Origin of the sequence: Rhodococcus sp. HNM0569 (assembly GCF_012726205.1) — a bacterium.
Lineage (GTDB): Bacteria > Actinomycetota > Actinomycetes > Mycobacteriales > Mycobacteriaceae > Rhodococcus_F.
The window spans coordinates 1-24,836 of sequence record NZ_JAASAE010000013.1; the positions used below are offsets into that span (position 1 = coordinate 1).

Sequence of the window (24,836 nt, forward strand, 5' to 3'; positions counted from 1 at the left end):
TCTCCAACAGGGTGTGCGCTGCCAACCAGGCCGCACCGTCGCGATACCCGGCCTCGACCGCCACCCGGCGCACCTCGACCTCCCCCATCACCACGACCCGCCGCGCCTGCAACCCCGCAATCACCCGCGACAACTCGACCGCCTCCGCGAGCAACTCGCCGTCAGCCGACTGCCACGGCTCACCGCCAGATGCGTCTACTACTGATTCCCCCAGCCCCATGAACGAACCTTAGTTCGAACACAGTTTCGACGTCAACGGTTCCGCGTAACAATCTTCAGAAACCACACCCACACCAACCACGCTGCCGCCCAGCACAACCCCCACCCCGAGCCCACAATGTCACATCGTGTGCGTCCAACGCACACACCGTCACATCGTGCCCGATTGCAGCGGTGTGCACAGCGTCGCAAGCCTGTGGATAACCGGTCGTCGGACCGCCGGTCGGCGGCATCCACCGGATAGGGTGACGGCGCGTCGTCGTCGACGTCGCGGGGTGGCTTTCTCGAGGGGGGAATTGTGACCGAACCGATCTATGTCTCCGATGTGGAGTACTTCCAGAAGCATGAATGGAGCCTGGAGGCGCTGCGGGCTCTCGCGCAGTCCATGGCACCTGCCACCGTCGTCGAAGTGCAGAACGCGTGGACGGCACTCGGCGCCGACGCCTGCGCCAGGATCATCGAGTTCGCGGACCGGATCCAGCGCGAGATCGACGCGTGCTGGCTCGGCGATGCGGCTGGTCGGGCCGTCCGGACTGCCGCCGCGTACGGTACCTCCGCCGAGAGCGTCGAATCCCAGATGCGCGGCGTCGCAGAAGCTCTCGGGCCGATCGGTGATGCTGTCGCAAGGCTCGGGAGCGGTGCGATTCCCGAGGATGTCGACTTGCCCGACGCGCTTTCGTGGTGGGACACGAACCACGACGACGAGCGGAGCCGCCGCCTGGACGAGGCGCTGCGTGTGATGAACACGGTGTACTCGTGGGGAGTCACGGGTACGGACGGCGCGGTGCCGGTGTTCGAACCGCTCGAACGGTTTGTCGCACGATCGGGTACGGGCGGCAATCCGCAGGAATCTTCCGACGGCGGTGCGGTGGACGCGGCCGGAATGCCCACAATGACGACGGGCGCGGCGAACCCGGATGTGCCGGCGCCTTCGGTAGGCAGCCTGGCTCCAGGCGCCGGCACCGGATCCGGTGCCGGCGGCCCTGTCGAGAAAGCAAGCACCGAGGAAGAGTTCGTCGTAGCCGGGCCCACGACCGACCAGAGCGTCGTGTCCACCCACGCGGCACCGGCGTCGACGAACGCCGCATCAACGTCGCCCACGGGTTCACCGTCGGCACCCGTGGCGGCAGCGTCGGGTGACAGTGCTCGGGTCGGGGGCGGTGCTCTCGGCGCCGGCAGTCACGGGGGAGCTGTGGGCACCGGTTCGGCCGGCCTCGGTGCAGGCGGCCTCGCGGGAGGTGTGGGGACGAGTTCGGCAGGCCTCGGTGGTCGTGATCTCGCCAGTGGCGCGGTCCTCGGTACGGTGCCGGGCGCTGCGGGTCCTGCCGGAGGTGCAGCGGGCGTGGCGGGTGCCCGGGCCGGCGCCGCCGCATCCCGGGGTGGCGGGATGGGCGCAATGATGGGTGGAGTCGGTGCCAGAGCGCGCGGCGAGGACGACAAGGAGCACGAATTGCCCGGATACCTCGTGACTCTCGGCAACGGCAACGCGCTGATCGGGAAGAGTGCGGCGGCCTCGCCCCGTGTGATCGGCGCATGATGCGCAACTGGCTGATGCGTGGCGAACAGTTCGCGGCGCTGTGGGAGGGTGCTGGGCAGGACACGCAGCCGTATCCGTTCACTCTCGTCAGTTCGGCGAGCACCCGCGACGAGCACGAACACCGGCAGAATCGGATCCGGTCGGCGTTCGCCGGGTCGGATCGCGACGACGTTCGCGCTGCCGTCAGGATTCTCGCCGATCCTGAGGTCTTCGTGGAGATCTCGGGGGTGGATGTCGACGGTTCGCCGATCCGCGTCGTCGGTGCGCAACTGCATCGTTGGTGTTCGGTCGCCGTCCAGCAGGCCGGCCTCACCGCCGATGCCGGTGGCGATGTCGTACTCGGCGCGGGCATCGCGGCGGGCCTCGCGCCGCTGCTCGTCGGTGTGATTCCCGAGAATGACGCGGGTCGAATCACTTTCGCACGACGCGACGAGGACGAGAACCACTTCGCATCGCGCAGTGTTCTCGACTGTGGTTGGGACAGGGCCCCGACTCCGCGTTTCGAGGACGTGATGACGGTCGCATGCGCGGGTCGAGGGCAGATCAAGGTGTTCACTGCTCCGCGCTACCGCAGCAACGAGATCGGACTCGTCCGCTGGTTCGACGCGGCGGCGGACGGGCGGTACATGATCGGCCCGCGTGACCCGGCGGCCGCGGTCCCCGCGAGTCCGCAGCTCATGGTGGACACCGTCACGGCGCTCGTCGAACAGGGCCTTGCCGAGCGTCGCGAGAGGACGGAAGCGCAGTGGTGGACAGAATCACAGTGGTAGACAGAATTACAGTGGTAGACAGAATCACATTGGTAGACAACGGGTTGCGAGGCGAGGAGCGATGAGTATCGACCACATTCGGCCTACGCCCGGCAACGCCGGTGAGTCTGCCACCTCGTCCGTCGGCAGCGCATGGAAGCCGATCCTCGACCATGCCGTCGGCGCGGGACGTCTCGAAGTCGATCCGGACGGGCTCAGACGGTGCATCGGGCTGTGTCACGACCACGCGACGGCGATGGGGGCGATGGCGGACAGGGCGCAGCGCGAGCTGAGGGTCGAGGCGTTGGGTATCGGCGAGCACGAGCTGGGTTCGGCACAGCAGTTGGTGAACAAGTTCGCGGACAAGGCAACCGGCGGAGGGCGGATCGCCTACGCGAGTTCGGCAGTCGGCATGCTCCGTGAGCACGAGTGCTTCGCGAGGGACATGCAGGCCACGCTCGAACGCGTGTTGCGCGCGTACGAAGAGCAGGAGCGAGTCACCGCGGACGGCCTCGACGAGAGTGGAGGTGCGCTGTGAGAGCCCCTGTTCGCCGCCCGCACCGGCTGTCGTCGAGCGTTGCAAGTGCAGCCGCACGACACGGGGCGGGTGCGCGTGACGCCCTCGCGGAGACGGCCACCTCGCGGAGCGCCAGAATGCGTCTCTAGCATCACCAGGACACACCGACCGAGGAGCGAGGCGCCGACGTGACCACATCCGACCCCACCCTGCTGGCGAGTTTCGTCGACGCAATCGCGTCCGGGCAACTCGAGGTCGTCGACCTCACGACCCCGTTGAGCAGTGCGACACCCGCGCTGCGATTGCCTGCCCCGTTCGCGAATCTCGTCGACTTCAGCCTCGAAGAAGTCAGCGCGTACAACGAGCCCGGACCGTTCTGGCGGCACAACAACATCCACACCGGCGAGCACGTCGGCACACACCTCGACGCACCGGTCCATTGGATCACCGGCCGCGACGGCGACGACGTCTCGCAGATCGCGGTCCGCCGGTTGGTGGGCACCGCGTCGGTGATCGACGTGGCGCGGCAGGTGGCCGCCGATCCCGACTATCTGCTCACGGTCGCCGACGTCGAGGCGTGGGAAGCGGAACACGGCCGCCTCGCCGTGGGCACATGGCTGCTGTTGCGCACCGGGTGGGAGGTGCGCGGCGGGTCCGAGGCGGAGTTCCTCAACGCCGACGAGAGCGGCTCGCACACCCCGGGCGTCGCCGTCGACTGCGCCGAATGGCTCGCAACCGAGCGTGAGATCACGGGCCTCGGCGTCGAAACCGTCGGCGTCGACGCCGGACTCGCCGGCGGCTTCGACCCCGCGTTCCCGGTCCACCACCATTTTCTCGGCAACGACAAGTACGGGCTCACATCGCTGCGCAATCTCGGTCGGCTGCCCGCGACCGGCGCGGTGATCGTCGTGGCGCCGCTTCCGATCGTCGGCGGCACCGGCAGTCCGTCGCGGGTCCTCGCGCTGGTCGAGGGCGCCGCCGCGTGACCGTCTACGGTCCGACGGTCGGCGACGTCGTCGGCCACGTGCTCGCAGATCTCGGCGTCGGCCACGCCTTCGGTGTCGTCGGCAGCGGAAATTTCGTGACGACCAACGCATTGCGCCGCGGCGGCGTGCCGTTCACCGCGGCACGGCACGAAGGTGGCGCCGCCACGATGGCCGACGCGTACTCGCGGATGTCGTCGCGCGTGGGGGTGGTGTCGCTGCACCAGGGCTGCGGCCTCACGAATGCGATGACCGGCATCACCGAAGCCGCGAAGAGCCGCACCCCGATGCTGGTGCTCACGGCGGACAGTCCCGCCGCGGCGCTGCGCTCGAACTTCCGCATCGACCAGGACGCGATGGTCGCGGCGGTCGGCGCCGTCAGCACCCGGGTCTACTCCGCTGCGACAGTCGTCGACGACGTGACGCGCGCCTACCGCACCGCCGTGGCCGAGCGGCGCACCGTCGTGCTCAATGTGGCGATCGACGTCGCGGCAGCGCCCGCGAGCGTCGTACGTCCGGTCGCGGCGGCGATCGAGCAGCTGCGTGTACGGCCGGACCGCGCGTCGGTGGACCGGCTCGCCGACGCGATCGGTCGTGCGTCGCGGCCGGTGTTCGTGGCGGGCCGCGGTGCACGGGCGGCCGGTCCCGAGATCGCGGAGCTCGCCGCCGCGGCGGGAGCCCTCGTGGCGACCTCGGCGGTCGCGAACGGCTTGTTCGTGGGGGACGAGTTCTCGCTCGGCATCTCGGGCGGCTTCTCCTCGCCGACGACGGCCGCGCTCGTCGCCGACGCCGACCTGATCGTCGGGTGGGGTTGTGCCCTCAACATGTGGACGATGCGGCACGGTCGGCTCGTCGGGCCGGAGGCCGTCGTCGCGCAGGTCGACGACGACGTCGCGGCGCTCGGCGCACATCGTCCCGTCGACGTGGCCGTCGTGGGCGACTGTGGGCAGACGGCGCGCGATGTCCTCACCCGGGTGTCGCCGGGCGCGCGGTACCGCACCGCCGAGGTGGCGCGCAGGATCGCGGACTCCGCACGGTGGCAGGACGTTCCGGTGGCCGATGCGTCGACCGCGGAGCGCATCGACCCCCGCGTGCTCACCCTGGCGCTCGACGCCATGCTGCCTGCCGAGCGCATCGTGTCGATCGACTCCGGCAACTTCATGGGGTATCCGTCGACTCACCTGTCGGTACCGGACGAGAACGGCTTCTGCTTCACGCAGGCGTTCCAGTCGATCGGTCTCGGGCTGTACACGGCGATCGGCGCGGCGACCGCCCGTCCGGACCGGCTGCCCGTGCTGGGTGCGGGCGACGGCGGATTCCTCATGTCGATCGCCGAACTCGAGACCGCGGTCCGGGCAGGGATACCGCTCGTGGCTGTCGTCTACAACGACGCCGCGTACGGCGCCGAGGTGCACCACTTCGGCGACGCCGACATGGGCACGGTGACGTTCCCGGACACCGACATCGCCGCGATCGCGTCCGGCTTCGGCGCCACCGGCGTCACGGTGCGCACCACGGCCGACCTGGACGCGGTGCAGCAGTGGATCGACGGGTACCGCGCGATCGGCGCCGCCCGCCCGTTGGTGATCGACGCGAAGATCACCGACGACGGCGGCGCCTGGTGGCTCGCCGAAGCGTTCGCCGGGCACTGACCTGGCACCGACGCATCCAGGACAGCCCGCTCAGTGGGATCACGCTGAGGGGAACCATCGCCCTCACTCGCATGATGGAGGACAATCGTGTGGAGGCCCGACGGCAGCAACGACTGGAGTGATAGCGACATGACGGCAGAACTCGACCCCGCGACGCTGCGCGATGCATTCGGGCATTTCCCGAGCGGCGTGGTCGCCATCGGCGCCGACGTCGACGGCACGCGGGTCGCGATGGCGGCGAGTTCTTTCGTGTCGGTCTCGCTCGAGCCGCCGCTGGTCGCGGTGTGCATCCAGAACACGTCCACCACGTGGCCCCGGCTGACGGAAGCCGCCGCGATCGGCATCAGCGTGCTCGGCGAGAGCCACGACGGTGCGGCGCGCTCCCTCGCATCGAAGACGGGCGACCGGTTCGCGGGGCTGACCACGACCACGTCCGTGTCGGGGGCATTGTTCGTCGACGGCGCGAGCGTGTGGCTCGACACCCAGGTCGAGCAGGAGGTACCCGCCGGCGACCACATGATGGTGCTGCTGCGCATCACCGATCTGCAGGTACGTGAAGACGTCGACCCCGTGGTGTTCCACCGCAGCAGTTTCCGTAAGTTGCATCGCGCCGCCGGCTGACACACGCGCGCAACAGGCGCGAAATCTGTGATCGGTACTTTCCGGGCGTTCCCGAGCCCAGGAGAGACCATGCAGCATTTGTTTGCCCAGTCGGCCGCCGTCACCCTCCAGCGGGGCCTCGGCCGTCGCGACTTCATGCGCGCGGTTGCGGCAGTCGGTGCCGGAGTCGGCGTCGCGGGCGCCGCGGCCTGCGCATCGGCAGCATCCACCGGCGAGGCACCGCCACCGACGGAGCCGTTCGCGGGGCCGGTCCCGGTCCTGCAACCCGGCCGGGGCGACATCGCGGGCGAGCACTACCTCGCGTCCGAACCGGACAAGGTGCTGTGGGGCTACGTGCCGACGGTGCACAGCGAACCTGTGCTGCGCGTCGCGTCGGGGGCGACGGTCACGATCGACGCGCTCTCCCACGAAGGCATCCTCGAGGATCAGGGCCGTGATCCGGTCGCGTACTTCGGCGGCAAAGGGGTCGCCGAATCGGACGTCCTCGACGATGCGAAAACAGTGGCCGCCGAATACGACCGTACGCCACGCGATTTCGACAAGGACGGCCCGCACGTGGTCACCGGGCCGATCTTCGTCGAGGGCGCCGCGCCCGGCGACGTCCTCAGGATCGACACACTCGAGGCGACGCCGCGGGTCCCGTACGGGGTGGTGTCGAGTCGGCACGGGAAGGGAGCTCTCGCGCGAACGGCCGACGGGGCCTCACCCGCGGGCATCTCGCTCGACGAGGTGATGCCGCCGGTCGCGACGGACCGACGGACGAGCGCGGATCCGGCCGCGTACGGGAACGTCTCGACCTTCACTGCGATCGAGGACGGGCAGGGTGTCATGCGGTTCGGTGACGGCGCCGTGCGGTTCCCGTTGCGTCCGTTCATGGGCATGATGGGCGTCGCGTTCTCGACGGACACCGACCCGGTGTCGCCCGGCGCCAACTCGATCCCGCCGACTCTGGGCGGCGGCAACATCGACATCCGGCATCTCGGTGCCGGCTCGACCTTCTATCTTCCGGTGTTCGCCGACGGCGCCCTCTTCTACGTCGGCGACCCGCACATGGCGATGGGCGACGGCGAAGTCGCGCTGACGGCGATGGAGGGCTCACTGCGCGGCACGTTCCGGCTGACGGTCTGCAAGCCGGGCTCGGGCGATGCGCCGTCGGTCGCCTACACGTACCCGTTCGGCGAGACGGAGGACGCGTGGATCCCGATCGGGCTGTCCGACCCGGACGGGTCCGCCGACGGCCAGGGCAGCGACCTCGACGTCGCGATGCGCCGGGCCGTCGTGAACGCGCTCGACTTCCTCGAGCACGACCGCGGCATGGACCGTGCGACCGCGTACGCCTACCTGTCGGCAGCAGCCGACTTCACGATCTCCCAGGTCGTCGACCGGACGGTCGGCGTGCACGGGCAGATCGTCAAGTCCCACTTCGTCTAGCGGTGTGACCGGCCGCGATCAGTACGACGTGTTGATCGGGCCGGGCGACCACGTCCCGGACCGCTGCACGTCGGTGGTGTCGACGTCGGCGCGCTCGGCGTTCTGGTCGAGCCGGGTGTACTGCTCGAGGCTGCCCCAGTCACGATCCCAGTCGTTCTTCATGTAGGTCGGGATGGTCCGGGTCGCCGCGCTCATCTGGATCCAGCCGAGCGGTCCACCGCCGTGGTGGTCCTGCCACAGGCTCGTGATCACCGCGGCGGGCCGGTCGGGGAGGATCCGGTACTCGGGGATCTCGGCGACACCGGCAGTGTGATCGAACGGCCGCTGGCACGGGAACTGCAGCCCGACGAGCCAGTCGATCATCGTGGGCGTGTCCGAGCCGACGAGTTGGTTGAGCGTCTCGGTCTGCGGCACGCGCGGCGGGGTCACCGCGAGCCAGCGATCGGGGTCCGGGTCGTCGTCCTGCGCGACGACGCGGATCGTGTCGGCGTCCGGCGAGATCTGATCGAGGGGGATCCGCAGGTTTCGCCAGGACGGCGCGGGCCCGATGTCGACGGGCGCAGCCGTGCCCAGCGGCGTGACCTGCCCGCCTTGGCGCTTGCCGTATTCGACCACGACTGTTCCGCCGTCGGTGACGACCCCGTCGCCGCTGATCGAGTGAATGCGGCCGGCCGCACCGATCGAGATCAGGTCGCCGCCGTCACGGGGGAGGGCGTACCACTCGGACGTGAGCGACGACGGTGCGTCCGATCCGAAGCTGCCGAGTACCGGCGTCGTCGCGGGGTCGAGGCCGAACGGCAGCGCGACGGTGCTGCCGTTGACGCCGACGGCACCGGAGCCGCCGCCCGTGCCCGCGGTGTTGCCGGTCTGTTCCTGGTCGCTGTCGACCGAGTTCGCCATCCCCTCGGACGTGGCCTTCTCGTCGGCGCTGAGGTCGCCTGCGACGCCGTTGGGGGTGAAGCCGGTGGCTGTTGCGGCGAGCGCGGCTGCCCGGTTGCCCGACAGCGGCTCGAGCATCGACGCGTTCGGGTCGGTCTCGACGAGGACGCTGTCGGCGAGTCCGCACGTGTTGCCGCCGACGGCCCCCACGTTCGACGTGGTGAGCGAGAACGCCGGGTACTGCGACACCGCGCCCTTCGCGAACGACAGGACCATGAACACGACCATGAACGCGGCAGCGACGGTCAGCGGGGGGATCGACCACGCCTTGTTCGGACGTCGATCGGCCGGGGCGGGGTTGCGCGATTCGAAGGGCTCGCGGAAGTAGTACCAGGCGGCGACCCCGAGCATCACGACCGCGAGACCCAGCAGTACGGTGCTCGCCCCGATGCCGGCGACGGAGACCGGCGTGTTCCACCACGGGATGCTGTACGACGACACGTACCACCACGAGTTCGGGCCGGTGAAGCACAGTGCGAGCACGAACAGCACCGCGGCGGCGAACAGCGCGCGGTTGCGACGCGAGCGCAGTGCCACGGTGCCCACCGCGATCGACGTGAGGACGGCGAGGGAGCCTGCCAGGCCCGCGTAGATGCCGAAGTGGTGCGTCCACTTGGTCGGCGTGAACATCATCAGGAGCATCGCGGCAAGCGTGATGCCCACGATGCGCCGTGACGGCCCGGTCGACGTGCCGGGGATGCGGCCGCCCTTGCGCAGCATCACCAGCAGCGTCACGACGAGCGACAGGATCATCACGAACACGCCGAACCTGCGGGCGAGACCGCCGTCGGCGCCGGTGTTGTTGAACAGCCACTGGTAGCGCTGGTACTCCTCGAACCACGGCATGTCGGGGCCGATCGCATGCACGCGCTGCATCTCGAGCACGGCCGCGAGCCCCTGGTCGGCGAACACCGCGACGAGGATCACGAGGCCCGTCGCGAGCAGCGGGCCGAGGACCGCGAGATAGCCGACGGTGCGCGCTCGGCGGATCACGATCTGCATGATCGGCCGCGCACCGGCGACGAGTGCGCCGAAGCAGATCAGGCCGGACGGCCCGACGCTCACCGTGAGCGCGCCGACGAGGATCGCGACCGCAGCCGGGAGCAGGCGCCTGGTCGCGATCGCCCGCTCGACCGAGCACCAGGTCAGCAGCGCCCCCACCGCGACGATCGGCTCGGGGCGCAGGCCGTTGTTGTAGGGCAGCCAGAACGCGAGGAACACGAGCCCGCCGGTCCACAGGGCGACCTTGTTGCCACGGACCGCGGCGCCGAGCCGCGGCGCGACCTCGCGGCTGATGACGAGCCACGCGACGATGCCCGCGAGCAGAGCGGGCAGGCGCACCCACGGGCTCGCCGTGGTGACGGACGCCATGATCGCGAGGACGTCGTAGTAGGGCGATCCGAAGGGGGCTTCCGGCACGCCGAACCACCGGAAGTAGTTCGCCATGTAGCCGGAGGCCTCGGACGCGCGCGCCATCGTGAACTGGTAGCCGTCGTCGGACGTCGTGGCACCGATGAAGTGCCACAGCACGAGTGTGCCGAGGACGACGCCGTCGAGTGCGTCGAACCGCCACCAGCGGGCGGGCAGGAAGCGACGGGAACGCCGGCCGTCGAGGTTGTCGATGCGGTGCAGGGACACGAGCGCGATCGCGGTCGCGAGGACCGCGGCGACCATCGCGACCACCTTCACCGCCGACGGGCTCGACGAGAAGCGCGAGTCCAGTTGCGCGGTGACGGACATGCCGTCCGGTGCTGCGCCCTCGAGTTGGGTGTAGACACCCACCATCTGCGGCCGGATGTCGCCGTCGTGCGTGACGGTCCGGTCGCCGACCGATGCGGTGGTCGACGACATCGTCGACGTCACGGCGACGGAGCAGTCGCCGCCGTCGAGAGGCGCCGAGAGGAGGGTCCGGTCGCGCTGCGTGATGTCGACACGTCCCGGACCGGCTTCGGACGCGGGCGTCACCTGGGCGACCATGCCGTACTTCGCCGCATCGGGTGCAGTGGCGGGCGACGTGGAGACGAGCACGCCGCCGCCCTGCTGCGCCAGCTGCTCGACTGCGCTGCACGGAACGGCGACGTCGAGTTCGAGCGGTGCGTAGGACACCAGCGGTGCGTCGACGCTGGTGAGGCTGCCGTTCTGTGGCCAGCTCAGGCTCGATTGCTGCTGGTCGACGGGCAGGAAGGGGAGGGCGAGAGCGCACAGGATGCCGACGAGTGAGGACACGATCGCGACCAGCCGAATCCGCCGTACGGGACTCGTCGAGACACCGATCGGGGGAGCTGCCGGCTTGATCGGGTCGTCGAGAAGGCTGTCGGTCACGGCGACCGATGCTATCGAACACCCGAGCGGGACGAAGAAACCCCAGGTCAGCTACTGGCCGGGCGGTCGACGAGCGCCACCGGGCGGAAATACAGGGCCTCTGCGGTCTCGTCCACAGCGACCGTGAGGTCGTCGCCCACGTCGATGTGGTCGCTGACGCGGATGCGGTCCGATGTGCCGAGCAGCGCGCGCACCGACTGCGCCGGGACGATGCCGCGCCGACCGTCGGCGCTGACCGCGAGCGCGTACTTCGGCCCCGTGCGGGTGACGCGCACGACCTGCGTGGTGTGTTCGTCGCGTGCGTCCGTTGCCGTCGCGGCCGAGCCCGGTGTCCGGGAATCGAACGTCTTGGAGTCGAGCTCCACGGCGAGCGTGTCGGCCATGTCGTCGACCGTCGCGAGCAGGTCCGCCATGCGACGCGCATAGTCTTCGTGCGTCGGATCGGGTTTGAGCACGCCGCCCGGCCGGTACATGTCCTCGTGGGTGAGTTCGCCCCACGCGTCCTGCAACCGGGTCTTGACCTGTACCTCCACCTTGATCGGGCGGGTGCCGTGGTTCGTCGCGACGGGCACCAGGAGGATCGCGTGGTACGCGCGGTAGCCGCTTTCCTTGGGGTGGTCGACGTAGTTGACGGGTGGGATCGCGAACCCGATGGCCGAGTCGGGGGCATTGCACGTGGACTCGAGCGCGAGCGTGAAGGCGGTGAGATCACGCGGGCTCTTGCAGAGCACTTTGATGCCGACGATGTCGTGCAGGCTCGCCTCGACGTCCTCGACGGTTTCGGGCCTGTCGAACACCCCCTCGGCGACTTTGCGCCGAATCTTCTCGACGGCGCGACTGCGCTTCTTGATGCGCGACGTGCCCGCATCGAGCCGGTCACGGTCGTCGTCCTCGAGCACCACGTCGGCGATCGACTCGAGGAACGCGGTGGCCGCGACCAGAGCGACATTCCAGTATCGGCTGCGCTCGCGGTAGAGCGAGCCGACCAGACGGTCGAGGCTGGGGGCGGCCACCGCGGGTTCCTCCTGAGGGTGCGGGTCGGATCAGCGGTGACGTTACGCGGTGGCCGGGGCGGACTCGCGTCGATCGGGTGCCGTGTCGCTTCCTTCCGCGGGCCCGTGCTGCGCCGGGATCGCGGTGTCGTCCTCGCTGATCCCGCTGTCGTCCTGACTGAACGGGTCGCCGTGTCGGGGCGCGTCGAATCGGTTCCGGTCGAGAATGCCTTCCCGCTTGGCGACGATCGTCGGTACGAGCGCCTGGCCGGTGACGTTGACGGCGGTGCGCCCCATGTCGACGATCGGCTCGACGGCGAGCAACAGCCCCACGCCCGCGAGCGGCAGCCCCAGAGTCGAGAGCGTCAGCGTGAGCATCACCGTGGCACCGGTCGTCCCGGCGGTCGCGGCCGATCCGACGACCGACACGACCACGATCAGCAGGTAGTCGGTGATCGACAGCGGCAGGTCGTAGAACTCGGCGACGAAGATGGCCGCGATTGCCGGGTAGATCGCTGCGCAGCCGTCCATCTTGGTCGTCGCGCCCAGCGGGACCGCGAACGAGGCGTACTCGCGGGGCACACCGAGGTTGCGTTCGGTGACACGCTGCGTCAGCGGCAGGGTGCCGATCGACGACCGCGACACGAAGCCCAGCTGGGTCGCCGGCCACACACCCGAGTAGAACTTCCGGACCGACAGCCCGTGCGCCCGGATCAGGACCGGATACACGACGAAGAACACGAGGGCGAGACCGATGTACACGGCCGCGGTGAACCAGCCGAGCGACCCGATCGCGTCCCACCCGTAGCTCGCGACGGCATTGCCGATCAGGGCCGCGGTGCCGATCGGCGCGAGGCGGATGATCCACCACAGCACCTTCTGCACGATCGCGAGCAGTGATGCGTTGAGCTTCAGGAACGGCTCGGCCTTGTCGCCGACCTTCAGGGCCGCGATGCCGATCGCGGCGGACACGACGAGCAGCTGCAGGATGTTGAAGCTGAGCGATGTCGTCGACGTCACCGCGAGGTCTGCGCCGTCACCCGCGACCGTCGACGTGGTCTTGGCGCCGAGCCCGAGGAAGTTGGTGGGGACGAGCCCGGTGAGGAAGGCCCACCACGACCCGCTCGTCGCCGGCGCCTTCTCCGCGGCGGCGGTGACATCGGTGTGGTTGCCGGGCTGCACGAGCAGGCCGACGACGATCCCGATCACCACGGCGACGAACGCGGTGAGCGCGAACCACAGCAGCGTCCGGACCGCGAGCCGAGCCGCGTTCGCGACGTAACGCAGGTTCGCGATCGAGCTGACGACCGCCGTGAACACGAGGGGAACCACCGCGACGGTGAGCAGCTTGACGTAGCTCGACCCGAGCGTGTCGAGCGTGCCGATCAGCCAGTTCTCGTTGCCGTCGGCGGCGGGCGCCATCGAGCGCGCGAGCATGCCGACGAGGACGCCGACGATCAGGCCGGTGACGATCTGGGGGCCGAACGAGGTGACCCATTTCGGGAGGCGGCGCGAGGTGTTCTCGCCCGCCTCGGGCACAGAGGTGCCGGGCATGGTTGTGCCTTTCGGAAGAGCGCGCACGATCGTGCGCGAGAGGGGTGCTGGAAGCGCTATGCGGAGCGCGAACAGATCGCGCTCGCCTGCAGGCGCAGGTCGACGAATCGTCGAGAGGTCAGAAACAGCACGGGTCGAATGTACTCCCCGGCCAAGCGGTGCTCCACGCCGCGTGAGCGGCGTTACGCTGGCGACGGCGCGAGGGGAGTGCGATGGCGGCGGCTGGTGGTGGCGGGCAGACCCGGTTGGGGCGGGTCCAGCTACGGCTGGCGGGCATTCGCGACGGCACCGACGACGCCACGCTGTCGGCGGCGTTTCTGCTCACAGCAACGGTGGTCGCGCTGGTGTGGGCCAACATCGGCGATTCGTACACGACCTTCTGGCACACGCCGGTCGCGATCGAGATCGGGTCCTACTCGATCGATCTCGAGTTGAAGCACTGGGTCAACGACGCGCTCATGACGCTGTTCTTCTTCGTCGTCGGCCTCGAGGTCAAACGCGAGGTGTCGATCGGCGAGCTCACCGAACGCTCCCGCGCGCTCGCACCGGTCGTCGGGGCCGTTGCAGGCCTCGCGCTGCCCGCCGTGCTGTTCCTCGCGCTCAACCCGAGTGGCCCCGAGGCACACGCGTGGGGTGTCGTCGTCTCGACGGACACGGCGTTCGTGCTGGGCGCCCTCGCGCTCGTCGGGCCGAAGCGTTCGGCCCGACTGAGGATCTTCCTGCTCGCGCTCGCCGTCGCCGACGACATCGGTGCACTCGCGATCATCGCGTTCTTCTACACGGAGAGCCTGGAGGTCGTGCCGCTGCTGCTCGGATTCGTCGGGCTGGCCGTCATCTGGCAGCTACGCCGGCTCGAGGTGTGGCGCGGTGTCGTCTACTTCCTCGTCGCGGCGGCCACGTGGGTCGCCTTCTACGAGTCGGGAGTGCACCCGACGCTCGCGGGCGTCCTGATCGCGCTGATCCTGCCGGTGTACCCGCCGCGGCGTTCGGAGGTCGAGCGCGCAGGTCAGGTTGCGCGTGCGTTCCGGCAGTCGCCGAATCCCGACTACGCGCGCAGTGCGCAGCTGGCGCTGCTGCAGGCGGTGTCGGTCAACGAACGGCTGCGGCGGTTCTTCGCGCCCTACACGTCCTTCCTCGTCGTCCCGATCTTCGCGCTCGCGAATGCGGGCATCGTCGTCACCGGCGACAGTCTCGCCGCGGCCCTCACGTCGCGACTCGCGTGGGGCATCGTGCTCGGACTCGTCGTCGGCAAGTTCGTCGGGATCACCGTGTCCACCGCCGTCGTCGCCCGAATGCGGCCGGGAGCACTTCCGCCGGGCCTGCCGCTGTCCCACATCGCAGGCGGCGGTGCGCTGGCCGGCATCGGCTTCACGATCTCGTTGTTCATCGTCGATCTCGCCGTCCCGTCGCCCGATCTCGCGAACGAGGCCCGCATCGGCGTGCTCGTCGCAGCGATACTCGCGACTGCACTCGGGTGGGCGATCTTCCGGATCGTCGACTGGCGCAACCCGCCACGCGAGGAACCGGGCGCGCGGCTGCTGAGACCGGTCGATCCGGACCGCGACCACATTCGGGGAGACGTGTCGGCGCCGCTCACGATCGTCGAGTACGGCGACTTCGAGTGCCCGTTCTGCAGCAAGGCGACCGGAAGCATGTGGGAGGTGCGCGCCCACTTCGGCGACTCGCTGCGGTATGTGTTCCGGCACCTGCCCAAGGACGAGGAACATCCGCTCGCCCGATTCGCGGCGCAGGCGAGCGAGGCCGCGTCCGTACAGGACAGCTTCTGGCAGATGCACGACGTGCTGTTCCGGCACAGTGACGCGCTCGGCGAGGACGAGATCTACCGGTACGCCGACGAACTGGGACTCGACATGCAGGCCTTCGAACACGACCTGCGGCACGGCGACGCGGCTCGCCGCGTCGACGACGACGCCGTCGACGCGAGCAGCAGCGAGGTGGTCGTCACCCCGACGTTCTACGTGGGGCGCAGCGACGGCGTGCTGCGAAAGCACACCGGCCCGTTCGACGCCGCGTCGCTCGTGCAAGCACTCGAGGCCGTCCGGCACGCACCGTGACGCTCAGCGTGTGCGCGCGAATCGCACCGGCTCGGTGCCCGGCACCTGTGCGATCTCGTCGCGCGCCACGAGATGCCGCACGTGCGCGGCGGCCTCGGACAGTGCCATCGACTTGCCCAACGGCGCGATCGCATCCCACGGCTTGTACCACTTCATGCGCGACGCGGCCTGCCACAGGGTGAGCTGTTCGTCGCCGAACGCGTCGACCAGCAGGGACAGCCTTTCCTCGTGGTGGTCGAGCAGTTCACCCGCCCGGCCGGCCACATTGTCGAGCGGAATGCCGTGTGCACCGAGGCCCCGGGTGACGTCCATCGACTGCACACGCCGGAGCGAATCCATGAACTCGGCGAGCGCGTCGCGTTCCTCCAAGGGGTAGACGAAATTGCCGACGTGCGGGGTCGTCTTCTGCAACACGTGGTCGCCGGTGAACATGACGTCGGCGTCCTCGAGGTAGAAGCACACGTGTCCGGGCGTGTGACCCGGCGTGTACACGACGCGCAGACCGCGGCCCGCGAGCGGAACGACCTCGTCGTCGGCGAGCGTGCGATCGGGAGTCGACGCGGCGGTGGTGGGCGGGTCGCCCGCTGCCACGCCGAACGGGGCGGCCTCTTCCTGAGACGCTCCGGCGCGCAGGACGTTCTCGCGCTGCCCGCTCATCCACGCCGAGTCGCGCGGCGTGACCATGCCGTCGAACATCGCGTAGTCGGCTTCGTGCATCGCGATCCACGCACCCGACGCCTCACGCACGCGGCCGCACAGCCCGACGTGGTCGGGGTGGAAGTGGGTGAGGACGACGCCTTCGACGTCCTGCACCGAGTGACCGATGTCGGCGAGACCCTGCTGCAGGCCGTTCCAGCCGTTCTCGTCGTCCCAGCCGGCGTCGACCAGCACGAGGCCACCCGGCGACTCCATCGCGTAGACCAAGGTGTGACCGAGGGGGTTGTCGGTGATGGGCACCGGAATCTGGAAGATCCCGTCGCCGATGGGGGCTGCAATGGGCATCGGTGCTACCTCAGTCAATCGTCGATCGAATACGAGTAGTCCCTCCATATTCATCACAGTGGGGGAGAACGTGTGGCACCGGGTCCCGATCGACGGGAGCGCGGCGCACCGGAACCCTGATTCACCGCCAGTTCGAGAGCCGGCGGGGCACGATGGGTGCATGGGTACGCGGACGGTGTCGGTGGTGTTGTTGCCCGGTGCGGGCTCGGACTCGTGGTACTGGCATCTGGTGGTGCCGCGGCTGGAAGCGGTGGGCCATCGCGTCGTCACTGTGGACCTGCCGTGGGACGACCGCGACGCCGGGCTGTACGAGTACGCGGACGTCGTGGTCGGTGCGGTGCAGGATCTGCCGCGACCGCTCGTGCTGGTTTCCCAGTCGATGTCTGCGTTCACGGCCGTCGCGGTCGCCGAGTTCGTGCCCGTGGATCTGCTGGTGATGGTGGCGCCGATGATCCCGTCGCCGGGGGAGTCGCCTGGGGAGTGGTGGACGAACACGCGGCACGCGGAGGAGCGGCGCACCGCCGACGTCGCCGCCGGGCGCGACCCCGACGCACCGCTCGACCCGCGCGAGGTGTTCTTCCACGACGTCCCCGCTGCGCTCGCCGACGAAGCTTTCGCGCGAGGCGAGAGCGATCCTGCCGAGAGTGCCTTCGCGACGGCGTGGCGTGCCGAAACATGGCCCGACGTGCCGGTGCGCGTGCTCGCGGGACGGCATGACCGACTGTTCCCTTTCGAATTCGTCACGCGGCTCGCGCGGGAGCGGCTGATGGTCGAACCCGACGCGATCGACTCGGGCCACCTGCTCGCGCTCGCGCGTCCCGATGCGGTGGCCGACCATCTCGACCGGTACGCGCGCTCGGTGCAGTGAGTGCGTGCCGTCAGCGGTCGTCGGTGTCGGTGGCGTCTTCCCGCATGATGAAGCTGAACAGCGTCGGATCCGAGGGCAACGCGAACAGTTCGAGCTGCGGCGGCCGGATCGAACGGGCGCTGGGGTGGTTGGTGAGCACCGCGAGCGCGCGGCGCAGTACACGCGCGGTGGCCGCCCAGCCGTCGGCTTCGTGACGGCTCTCGTCGCGTTCGGTGTGATCGTCGAGGCACTCGGCGTCGTCCGCGCTGTCGTCCCACGCCTGCTGCTGGTCGACGGCGACGCCGAGATAGAAGCGCAGGATGTCGGGATCGCGCCCGCATACCTCGAAGACGGTCTCGGAATCCGTGAAACCTGTTGCATCCGGGTCGAGCTCGGCGAGTTGTACCAGCGGCGCGGGCAGGTCGTCGTTCTCCTCTGCCGAGTTGTATTCGATGACGTCGAATTCCGTGGCGTGCTCGTCCACGTCGTCGTCCGGCACGAGCGGCGCGTCGCGCAGGTGTTCGCCGAGCTGGTCGGGCGACAGGCGAGTGGAATCGATGATGGCCGACAACGCGGCGAGTACCTCCGCGAGCTGCCCGGGAACGAACGGGGCGGCCGGAAGCGTGTACTGGGCAACCAGATTCGAGCCCATCACCTCGGCGTGGAAATAACGCCACTGTCTGCTCAGGCTGTCGGCGAGGGCGAGCGCGTCGGCGTGATCGGAGAGATCGCGCACGACCGCCGCCATGATGCGGACCGCGGGCTCGTCGTCGGTGGGCCACACGTGCACGCGCGTGCCGGAGAGTTCGACGACCGGGTCGCGGTCGCCGTCCAGCCTGACCGGCAACTGCAGCGTGCACGACAACGTGTGGACGAGCAAGGAGCGCAGCTCGTCCGGGTTCTCGGGAAAGACCGGGAGCCACGAGTCGTCGGTGGGCTCTGCCGGTGGCGTCGGTTCGAGCTGTTGTGCCGCAGGGCATCCCGACACCCGAATGAACGCCGGATGGGGCACTGCCCACAGGTCACGCAGGACGCGTACTGCGATGTCGGCAAGGCGGTCGGCGAATGCCCGGGGGTCGTCGCGCCAGAACGCGGGTGACCCGTCACCATGGTCCCCGCTGCGCGCGCACGTGGGTCGCGACAGGCCGAGCGATTCGAGCCACGACTCGTCGGCGTCGTCGAGTTGTTCGTCCGCGCCCAGGAACGCATTCGACGGCACCTCGCAGCGGACGAGGCCGCCACCCCAGCTGAGGAACTGCACGCCACGGGACGACGGCGACTCGTCCCACGCTGCCTCGAGCATGACGATCTCGCCCTCGGCCAGCGTTTCGAGGATGTCGGCGAGCGAGCCGCGGAATTCGACCCAGGCGCGTCGAACGCTGCCGTCGAAGTCGGACGGAGTTGCGTGCATCGTGAACCCCCTCGTCGTCGGGTGGCCGGCGACGCGTGCGTCGACCGGTGCCATGAAGATAGACCGCGCGACCGACACGTGCGCCGCGACGCTCCGCGTCGCAGCCGCTCTGTGACCATTGCGCCAGGCACACGCCTCGAGGTTCGCCGCCACGGTCGGGCGTGCCGCGGCATTCGGCTCCGCAGGATCGAACACCGCCGAGCGGAGCCGAGGCCGGACTGTGTGCGGCCCGGTACGTACGACGGCGTGTACTACCGACGCCGGTTCCGTCCTCCGGGCGATGGGGTTGCGCTCTGCGTGACGTGAACACTCGCGACGGTGCTCGACCGGCGGTTGGCGTCGAGCCGAACGGGAGGAGGCGCTGTGCGCACGTACGTGGACGAGACAGGGCACTTTTCCGACACAGCGCGGTGGAACCCCGCTCTCGCGGTCCCGCCGCACGTGGCGTCGTGCTCGGTGGTACTCGCTGCGTCGGTCGACGAGACGGATTCAGGGCGACAGGCTTTCGCCGACGCGGGGTTCGATGTCGTCATGGTGCGGTGCCGCGCGGGACATGTGTCACTCGACGACGACGCGGTCGTCGAGCTGGTTCCGAAGCCCGACATCGATCTGTCGATCGCACGTTCGGCGCTGGACCTTTCGACACCGTGCTGAATTCGAGGCACTGTTGGATAGGTCACTCGCGGGGACGTGGCTCACCGCAACGGGCGCCCTGGTGTAATTCTCAACCACCATGTCGGAAACCTTGAATCGTGTATCGCCGCGGATGATCGCCGTCTTCCGAGTCGTGGTGGGCTTTCTCTTCTTCTGCCACGGTGCGTCGACGCTGTTCGCCTGGCCGGTCGCGCCCTACGGTGGCGCGACGGCATCCGTGGGCCAATGGCCGTCGTGGTGGGCGGGCGCCATCGAGCTCGTGGTGGGCGTGCTGCTCGTCGTCGGACTCGGCACGCGCGCTGCGGCATTCGTCGGATCCGGGGCGATGGCCGTCGCCTACTTCTGGAAGCCTCAGCCGGACGGTCTGCTCCCGATCCAGAACGAGGGCGACTCGTCCGCGCTCTTCTGCTGGTCGCTGCTGCTGCTCGTGTTCCTCGGACCGGGCCGGCTCGCACTCGCGACGGTGGTCCGACCGTCCCGTCCGGCGGTGGGTGAGCCGGACGAAGACGTTGTCGCCGTGCGCTGAGCCGGCCGACGGTCACGGCGACGGGCGAAGGTCGATGCGGAAACCGTTGTCCGCGAAGCAGGTCCCGATGTAGGAAGGCGGATCGTGCGCCGTGCACATCCACCCGTCGATGGGTGTCGCGTCAGTGGGCTCCTGTCGCAGACGCGCGTCGACCACGTTGAATGCCTCCGTGCAGCCGACTCGACCGCCGTCGGTCGCCACCGCGGCGACGTGCAACTCGCCGCCGCCGGGTGCTGTGACGAGCCCGCAGTCGATGCCGTCCTCCGTCTCGTGGGGATAGGTCGTGGGTGCGGCGGCCGTCGACGTGGCAGTCGTAGCGGGGGCGGCAGTGCGAGGCTGCTCCTCGGTCGCCTCCCCGCACGCACTCGGAGCGGCGCTCAGTACGGCGCCCAGCACAGCGGTGCGGGCAATCGATCTCATGGTCACGGTGCTCCTTCCGGTTTCGTCGGCGGACGGGATGCTAGTTTGGCGCGAATCGATCAGGGAGGGCCGTCGCGTACGGCGGTGTCGACGGGAGGGAAAACCGTGATCAGTGCCGACCCGGGCCGGGCTGCACAGGAACTGGACGAATGGGCAAAGGGCCTCGAGGAGAAGGCGCGTTCCTTCCAGACGCTGCACGAGCAGATGAATGCCACCACTGTCACGCACACCTCGCGGGACGGAAGGGTGCGCGTCACCGTCGACGGCAACGGGCTACCGACCGACATCACGCTCACCGACGCGGCGCGTGGTACCGAGCCCGCAGCGCTGTCGGCCGAGATCATGCAGTGCCTCCGCGAGGCGCGGACACAACTGCGCGAACGAGTCACCTCGCTCGTGCGGGGCACAGTCGGTGACGACGAGGCGGGTAACGGCATCGTGTCGCAGTACGTCGCGCGCTTCCCCGACCCCACCGAGGACAGCGATCCGGTGGGCTCCGAACCGTGTTCGCGCCAGAGTGTCGCTCGTCCCGCCGACGAGATGGAGGACGACGACTACTTCCGGAATCAGTCGTTCGTGCGTCGCGACGACACCGCGCGATGAGCCGGGTGTCGTGATGCACCCGGTGTCCCGCAGTCGCATGATCGCGCCGCTCGAATGGAGCAGTCAACGGCCCGGCCCGCGCCATCCGGTCACGGTTGTGCTGCGGATCGTCTTCGCGATGCTCGTCGTCGGCCCGGTCGTGGTCGTTGCCATGTCAGGCGCGTGGCTACTCGCACTCGGCCTGGCAATCCTGGTCGGACTCCTGTCGATCCCGGCCGTCACCCTCGGGGCGAACACGCGCTGTGATGCGATCTCACCGCGGGTACGTCGCGTCGACGTCGATCCGGCGACCGGGCGCAGCCACGACGCGGACACCTCCGTGCCGCCGACGCTCGACACCGTTCGCGGCCTACTCCTGCCGCACAACGGGATTCGCGTTCTCTCGCTGTTCGCGCCGGGCGCCGGTCTGCTCGTGTTGCCGGCACTCAGCGCTGCGCGATTCCCGGATTCGACGGTCGGTTCCGCTCTCGGGATCGCCGTCATGACGATCGTCGCTGCGATCCCCGCTGCCGTCGTTCTCGCCGGTGCGGCGCTGACGCAGGCGCGCCGCAAGTACGGCGTCGTCGCGGTCGCCGACGGTCTTTTGGTATCGAATCCGCATTATGCGCGGTTCGTGCGCTGGGAACAGATCGCCTGGATCCGCCCGTACCACAACACCGAAGGCCGCGCGGGGGTCGAGATGATCCGCATCGATCTGCATCCGTCGGCACCGCCAGTCGTGCGCTACGCCTTCGATCCGTTCGGTCGCCTCGCGCTCACGATGGTGGACCCGCGGAGAGACCGAATCGAGTTGCCGATCCAGCATTTCGACCTCGATCCGGTGCTTCTGCTCAACCTGCTCTACGACCTGCACACGCATCCCGAACTGCGACCCGAACTCGCCGACGGGCGCATCGTCGACTATCTCCGATTCATGCTCACCCAGCCGAGGCAGTAGTGGGGTCGTGTTAGGTTCGACGCGACGTGCGCCCGGGGGAGGTGCCGACCACAGGGGAGGGGAACAGCGACGGTGTCCGATTCGTTCTCGGTCGACCTCGACCAGCTGACCGGCCATGCGCGGGAGATCGACGGTTTCGGCGAGCGCACCACGGCCGCGGCCGGATCGGCGTCGCAGCTGGCGGGTATGACCGACGCGTTCGGGTTGTTCTGCCAGCCGTTCGGCGCGATGTTGTCGATCCCGCAGCAGAGCGGCGCGCAGGCCGTCCAGGCGACGGCCGACGCGATGCGCCGCGCAGGTGACAACCTGCGTGCCGCCGTCGAGCAGTACGGCGAAGCCGACGACGGCTTCGCGCAATCGTTGAAGGACATCGTCGACGAGATCGCACCGGGCGCGACGGCGGGTGGACGCTGATGGCCGACTACGACATCCCCACCGCTCTGCTGTCACCCGTGGCGGCGCCATTCCTCGGTCCGACGACGACCGTCGAGAACGTCTCCCTCCCCAGCAGCGACTCCACGGGAGTCGCCACCGGCGTGACATCCTTCGAAGCCGGGTGGCAGCTCGGCAAGGGGATCGCGGAAGGCGACATCGGTGCCGCTGCGTCCGGCGCACTCGGCGTCGGTCTCGACGTCGCTTCGGCCGCGAGCGACCCCATCGGCTACGTCGCCGCACAGTGCCTGTCGTGGATGCTCGAGCACATCGAGCCCGCTCGCGAAGCGCTCGACAATCTTGCGGGCGACCCTGCAGGCGTCAAGGAATACGCGCAGCAGTGGACCGGTATCGAGACCGAGCTCATGTCCGTGCGGGAGGCGATGCTCTCCGCGGTGGCCTCCGGCACGAGCCAATGGTCGGGTGCGGCCGCCGATGCCTACCGTGCGCACGCGCAGTCGGTCGCCGATCTCGCCGGTGGCGCCGCCGGAGGCGCACACGGAATCTCGAAACTGACCGAAGGCATGTCCGAGATCGTCGGTGGTGTGCGTACCGCGGTTCGAGACCTGCTGTCCACCATTGCGGGCGCGTTGGTGAGCTGGACGATCGAGATCCTCGCGTCGGTCGGTGTGGGTACTCCTGTCGTCGTCGCCCAGGCGACCTCGCGAATCGCGCAGGTTGTACGCACCGTGTCGAAGCTGCTGAAAGAGTTGGGCGAAGCGGTCACCAGTGCGACCACCCAGCTCACGCTGTTGCGCGATCTGTTCGACGGCTTCTACAAGTCGATGCAGACGTTGACGGCCGAATCATGATGTCACTCGTACCCGCTCGGCCACCCGGTGCCGTCGGCGACGTCGCACCCGACCTGCAGCGCTCGTGGTCGAAGGTGCGCACACACCTCAACGTCGCCTTCGTCTTCGTCCCCCTCGTCGCGGTGTTGCTCACGGCAGGGGTCGCCGTCGTGGCGACGGCCGCCTCGGTAGCGTCGTTGGTCGCGCTGGCGTGTGTCGCCATCCCGCCGATGTGTGCGGCACTGTGGTTGCGGCACGGCGGCTTCCGATCGATCACTCGGTGGGTGTCGATCGCGGTCCTGGCGTCGCTCGTGCAGGCGCTGGCCGGTTCGATCGGTACGGCGGTCGCGGTCGCGGGCCACACGGAACCGTCGCAGGTCTCAGCCCTGTGGGGTCTCGTATGGATCTGTCCGCTCGTCGCAGTGGTGTCGGCATTCATGGCGCGGAGCGCTCTTGTTCCGCCTCGCTCCGCGGAGGTCGGTGACACCGACCTGGAGCTGAAATTCCTCGTCAGGTACGACGGAACTCCTCAGGGCCACACGATGGGTGTGCACCGCTACACGGTCACGCGAGGCCCGGTGGGCATTCAGTTGCTGTTCGCATCCCTGTCCGGGGACGCTCTCGAACTGTGGGTGGGTAGTCCCGGATATGTCGGGGCGATGACCCTGCCCGACGAGGGCACATACGCCTCGATCCCTTTCCGCGACATCCAATCCTGCCGCGTCGTCCAGTTGGGACCGGAAGTCCAAGGCATGCAGTGGATGGTGCTGCGCAGCGGGGCAGTGCTGCGTCCCACGCCGGGCCCCGCGGTGCTGATCACGACGAACGGCGTCGAACGCTTCATTCCGTTGAACGACGCGACTCTCGTCGCCTCCGTGATCGAAAGGCGCATGCGGCGGGCGCAGATGCTCGCTCACGAGCAGAATGTTCACAAGTCGAGCTGATTCGCAAAGCGCCGAGAATTTTCGGCGTCGGTCGCCGCAATGAAACTGGCCTCGGCGCGGTAGCGACTCGTGGCCGTGACGAGATCCTGCTGCAATTGGTGAATGCCTTCGTCGAGACCGAAAACTGCCGCCCTGAAGGCCCCTGCCGCGGTACCGGAAAGCTGCTCGGCGCAGTCGGTCAGCTGTGAAGAAACCTCGCTGTGGCGTGCCGAGATTCTGGCTGACGACGCCTGCAATTCATCGGCGTGTGACACGGGATCGGATCGGTGAAGGGGTGTCTGTCCGAGCGCCCGCTGTACGTCGTCGCGCAGGACGTCCATGGTCATCGACGCCGATCGACATGGACATGACACATCGTGCCGCGACGTATCCATGGTGGCCGCAGATGCGGGGGATACTAAGGCAGCCCAAGTGAGAGCGAGGGCGGCAAGAGCCGACAGCGAGCCGCGATATCGTGCTTTCATCCGCTCAATATGGCATTGGCACGGCCTCGACTCCGGAAACGATTTCCTTCGACGCGCCGACGAGTTGGAGGATCTTGCGAAAAGCCCGCCGACGGCCACTGAACTCCGCGGGTTGAAGCTGGGCGGCGGGAGTGTTGGTCGGCGTTCGGCGTCGGAATCTTCACCTCGGGTGCCGTCGACTCGGTTTTCAAGGACGGCTTCGACGCCGACGCCA

23 protein-coding genes and 1 pseudogene are annotated in these 24,836 nt (G+C 68.9%); 16 read left to right on the forward strand and 8 right to left on the reverse strand.

The features are described 5' to 3' along the window. Positions 1–220: pseudogene (locus tag HCA44_RS16360) on the reverse strand (HNH endonuclease); the annotation flags it as partial. Between the two features lie 297 nt (positions 221–517). On the opposite strand from HCA44_RS16360, the gene HCA44_RS16365 reads away from it, so the two are divergent. The 7 genes from HCA44_RS16365 to HCA44_RS16395 all read left to right on the forward strand — a co-directional run bounded on the left by HCA44_RS16365 (position 518) and on the right by HCA44_RS16395 (position 7,709). Then, positions 518–1,756: a hypothetical protein gene (locus HCA44_RS16365; protein ID WP_169650291.1), complete on the forward strand. Its 1,239-nt coding sequence runs from the start codon at positions 518–520 to the stop codon at positions 1,754–1,756. Then, entirely contained in the window at positions 1,753–2,526 is a 774-nt protein-coding gene (locus tag HCA44_RS16370; RefSeq protein ID WP_169650293.1) for an ESX secretion-associated protein EspG, read from the forward strand. Before HCA44_RS16365 ends, HCA44_RS16370 begins: the two co-directional genes overlap by 4 nt. Before the next feature lie 61 nt (positions 2,527–2,587). Next, on the forward strand, positions 2,588–3,043 hold the full coding sequence (locus tag HCA44_RS16375) for a hypothetical protein (RefSeq protein ID WP_169650295.1): 456 nt from the start codon (positions 2,588–2,590) through the stop codon (positions 3,041–3,043). A gap of 188 nt (positions 3,044–3,231) precedes the next feature. After that, positions 3,232–4,008: a cyclase family protein gene (locus HCA44_RS16380; protein ID WP_169650480.1), complete on the forward strand. Its 777-nt coding sequence runs from the start codon at positions 3,232–3,234 to the stop codon at positions 4,006–4,008. After that, the gene (locus HCA44_RS16385; protein ID WP_169650297.1) at positions 4,005–5,657 is read left to right on the forward strand and encodes a thiamine pyrophosphate-binding protein; all 1,653 of its coding nucleotides are present in this window, start codon (positions 4,005–4,007) and stop codon (positions 5,655–5,657) included. Before HCA44_RS16380 ends, HCA44_RS16385 begins: the two co-directional genes overlap by 4 nt. Positions 5,658–5,786: 129 nt before the next feature. Then, positions 5,787–6,278, forward strand: coding sequence for a flavin reductase family protein (locus tag HCA44_RS16390; protein WP_169650298.1), 492 nt, complete (start codon positions 5,787–5,789; stop codon positions 6,276–6,278). Between the two features lie 69 nt (positions 6,279–6,347). After that, complete coding sequence (locus HCA44_RS16395; RefSeq protein WP_169650299.1) at positions 6,348–7,709, forward strand: acetamidase/formamidase family protein; 1,362 nt, start codon at positions 6,348–6,350, stop codon at positions 7,707–7,709. A gap of 18 nt (positions 7,710–7,727) precedes the next feature. Here the strand turns inward: HCA44_RS16395 and HCA44_RS16400 are convergent, their stop codons facing one another. From HCA44_RS16400 to HCA44_RS16410, 3 genes are all read right to left on the reverse strand, one after another. Beyond that, complete coding sequence (locus HCA44_RS16400; RefSeq protein ID WP_346764768.1) at positions 7,728–10,943, reverse strand: arabinosyltransferase domain-containing protein; 3,216 nt, start codon at positions 10,941–10,943, stop codon at positions 7,728–7,730. A 74-nt stretch (positions 10,944–11,017) separates the two neighbouring features. After that, a complete protein-coding gene (locus HCA44_RS16405) occupies positions 11,018–11,983 on the reverse strand; it encodes a RelA/SpoT protein (RefSeq protein WP_346764760.1) in 966 nt (321 codons plus the stop codon). 42 nt (positions 11,984–12,025) lie between these two features. Beyond that, entirely contained in the window at positions 12,026–13,516 is a 1,491-nt protein-coding gene (locus HCA44_RS16410; RefSeq protein WP_169650302.1) for a dicarboxylate/amino acid:cation symporter, read from the reverse strand. A 212-nt stretch (positions 13,517–13,728) separates the two neighbouring features. Here HCA44_RS16410 and nhaA point away from each other — a divergent pair, with 212 nt between their 5' ends. Then, positions 13,729–15,591 (forward strand): Na+/H+ antiporter NhaA, encoded by a 1,863-nt coding sequence (gene nhaA, locus HCA44_RS16415; RefSeq protein ID WP_169650304.1) that lies wholly within the window; start codon positions 13,729–13,731, stop codon positions 15,589–15,591. Between the two features lie 3 nt (positions 15,592–15,594). Here nhaA and HCA44_RS16420 read toward each other — a convergent pair whose 3' ends face one another. After that, the gene (locus HCA44_RS16420; protein ID WP_169650305.1) at positions 15,595–16,593 is read right to left on the reverse strand and encodes an MBL fold metallo-hydrolase; all 999 of its coding nucleotides are present in this window, start codon (positions 16,591–16,593) and stop codon (positions 15,595–15,597) included. 160 nt (positions 16,594–16,753) lie between these two features. Between HCA44_RS16420 and HCA44_RS16425 the strand changes: the two genes are divergently transcribed. Further along, positions 16,754–17,461, forward strand: coding sequence for an alpha/beta fold hydrolase (locus HCA44_RS16425; RefSeq protein WP_169650307.1), 708 nt, complete (start codon positions 16,754–16,756; stop codon positions 17,459–17,461). A 10-nt stretch (positions 17,462–17,471) separates the two neighbouring features. Here HCA44_RS16425 and HCA44_RS16430 read toward each other — a convergent pair whose 3' ends face one another. Next, entirely contained in the window at positions 17,472–18,851 is a 1,380-nt protein-coding gene (locus tag HCA44_RS16430) for a hypothetical protein (protein WP_169650309.1), read from the reverse strand. A gap of 363 nt (positions 18,852–19,214) precedes the next feature. Between HCA44_RS16430 and HCA44_RS16435 the strand changes: the two genes are divergently transcribed. Both HCA44_RS16435 and HCA44_RS16440 read left to right on the forward strand, forming a co-directional pair. Further along, positions 19,215–19,505, forward strand: coding sequence for a hypothetical protein (locus HCA44_RS16435; RefSeq protein ID WP_169650310.1), 291 nt, complete (start codon positions 19,215–19,217; stop codon positions 19,503–19,505). Between the two features lie 79 nt (positions 19,506–19,584). Next, positions 19,585–20,031: a DoxX family protein gene (locus tag HCA44_RS16440; protein ID WP_169650312.1), complete on the forward strand. Its 447-nt coding sequence runs from the start codon at positions 19,585–19,587 to the stop codon at positions 20,029–20,031. A gap of 12 nt (positions 20,032–20,043) precedes the next feature. Here the strand turns inward: HCA44_RS16440 and HCA44_RS16445 are convergent, their stop codons facing one another. Beyond that, positions 20,044–20,451, reverse strand: coding sequence for a hypothetical protein (locus HCA44_RS16445; protein ID WP_169650314.1), 408 nt, complete (start codon positions 20,449–20,451; stop codon positions 20,044–20,046). A 105-nt stretch (positions 20,452–20,556) separates the two neighbouring features. Between HCA44_RS16445 and HCA44_RS16450 the strand changes: the two genes are divergently transcribed. The 5 genes from HCA44_RS16450 (at position 20,557) to HCA44_RS16470 (ending at position 24,158) form a co-directional block, all read left to right on the forward strand. Further along, a complete protein-coding gene (locus HCA44_RS16450; protein ID WP_169650316.1) occupies positions 20,557–21,054 on the forward strand; it encodes a YbaB/EbfC family nucleoid-associated protein in 498 nt (165 codons plus the stop codon). A gap of 22 nt (positions 21,055–21,076) precedes the next feature. Beyond that, positions 21,077–21,991, forward strand: a complete 915-nt coding sequence (locus HCA44_RS16455) for a hypothetical protein (protein WP_206038259.1) — start codon at positions 21,077–21,079, stop codon at positions 21,989–21,991. 72 nt (positions 21,992–22,063) lie between these two features. After that, positions 22,064–22,405 carry a type VII secretion target gene (locus tag HCA44_RS16460; RefSeq protein ID WP_169650319.1) on the forward strand — a complete coding sequence of 114 codons (342 nt, stop codon included), beginning with the start codon at positions 22,064–22,066 and terminating at the stop codon, positions 22,403–22,405. Further along, positions 22,405–23,235, forward strand: coding sequence for a hypothetical protein (locus tag HCA44_RS16465; RefSeq protein ID WP_169650321.1), 831 nt, complete (start codon positions 22,405–22,407; stop codon positions 23,233–23,235). Before HCA44_RS16460 ends, HCA44_RS16465 begins: the two co-directional genes overlap by 1 nt. Then, entirely contained in the window at positions 23,232–24,158 is a 927-nt protein-coding gene (locus HCA44_RS16470; protein ID WP_169650323.1) for a hypothetical protein, read from the forward strand. Before HCA44_RS16465 ends, HCA44_RS16470 begins: the two co-directional genes overlap by 4 nt. Here the strand turns inward: HCA44_RS16470 and HCA44_RS16475 are convergent. Further along, positions 24,143–24,484: a hypothetical protein gene (locus tag HCA44_RS16475; protein ID WP_169650325.1), complete on the reverse strand. Its 342-nt coding sequence runs from the start codon at positions 24,482–24,484 to the stop codon at positions 24,143–24,145. The genes HCA44_RS16470 and HCA44_RS16475 overlap by 16 nt on opposite strands. Positions 24,485–24,836: the final 352 nt, after the last annotated feature.

Excerpts from the sequence above, each read along its gene's own strand:
- HCA44_RS16475 (WP_169650325.1), bottom strand. The coding sequence starts at position 24,484 with ATGACCATGGACGTCCTGCGCGACGACGTACAGCGGGCGCTCGGACAG.
- nhaA (WP_169650304.1), top strand. The coding sequence starts at position 13,729 with ATGGCGGCGGCTGGTGGTGGCGGGCAGACCCGGTTGGGGCGGGTCCAG.
- HCA44_RS16465 (WP_169650321.1), top strand. The coding sequence starts at position 22,405 with ATGGCCGACTACGACATCCCCACCGCTCTGCTGTCACCCGTGGCGGCG.
- HCA44_RS16420 (WP_169650305.1), bottom strand. The coding sequence starts at position 16,593 with ATGCCCATTGCAGCCCCCATCGGCGACGGGATCTTCCAGATTCCGGTG.
- HCA44_RS16440 (WP_169650312.1), top strand. The coding sequence starts at position 19,585 with ATGTCGGAAACCTTGAATCGTGTATCGCCGCGGATGATCGCCGTCTTC.
- HCA44_RS16425 (WP_169650307.1), top strand. The coding sequence starts at position 16,754 with ATGGGTACGCGGACGGTGTCGGTGGTGTTGTTGCCCGGTGCGGGCTCG.
- HCA44_RS16470 (WP_169650323.1), top strand. The coding sequence starts at position 23,232 with ATGATGTCACTCGTACCCGCTCGGCCACCCGGTGCCGTCGGCGACGTC.
- HCA44_RS16410 (WP_169650302.1), bottom strand. The coding sequence starts at position 13,516 with ATGCCCGGCACCTCTGTGCCCGAGGCGGGCGAGAACACCTCGCGCCGC.
- HCA44_RS16370 (WP_169650293.1), top strand. The coding sequence starts at position 1,753 with ATGATGCGCAACTGGCTGATGCGTGGCGAACAGTTCGCGGCGCTGTGG.
- HCA44_RS16390 (WP_169650298.1), top strand. The coding sequence starts at position 5,787 with ATGACGGCAGAACTCGACCCCGCGACGCTGCGCGATGCATTCGGGCAT.
- HCA44_RS16445 (WP_169650314.1), bottom strand. The coding sequence starts at position 20,451 with ATGAGATCGATTGCCCGCACCGCTGTGCTGGGCGCCGTACTGAGCGCC.
- HCA44_RS16375 (WP_169650295.1), top strand. The coding sequence starts at position 2,588 with ATGAGTATCGACCACATTCGGCCTACGCCCGGCAACGCCGGTGAGTCT.
- HCA44_RS16395 (WP_169650299.1), top strand. The coding sequence starts at position 6,348 with ATGCAGCATTTGTTTGCCCAGTCGGCCGCCGTCACCCTCCAGCGGGGC.
- HCA44_RS16430 (WP_169650309.1), bottom strand. The coding sequence starts at position 18,851 with ATGCACGCAACTCCGTCCGACTTCGACGGCAGCGTTCGACGCGCCTGG.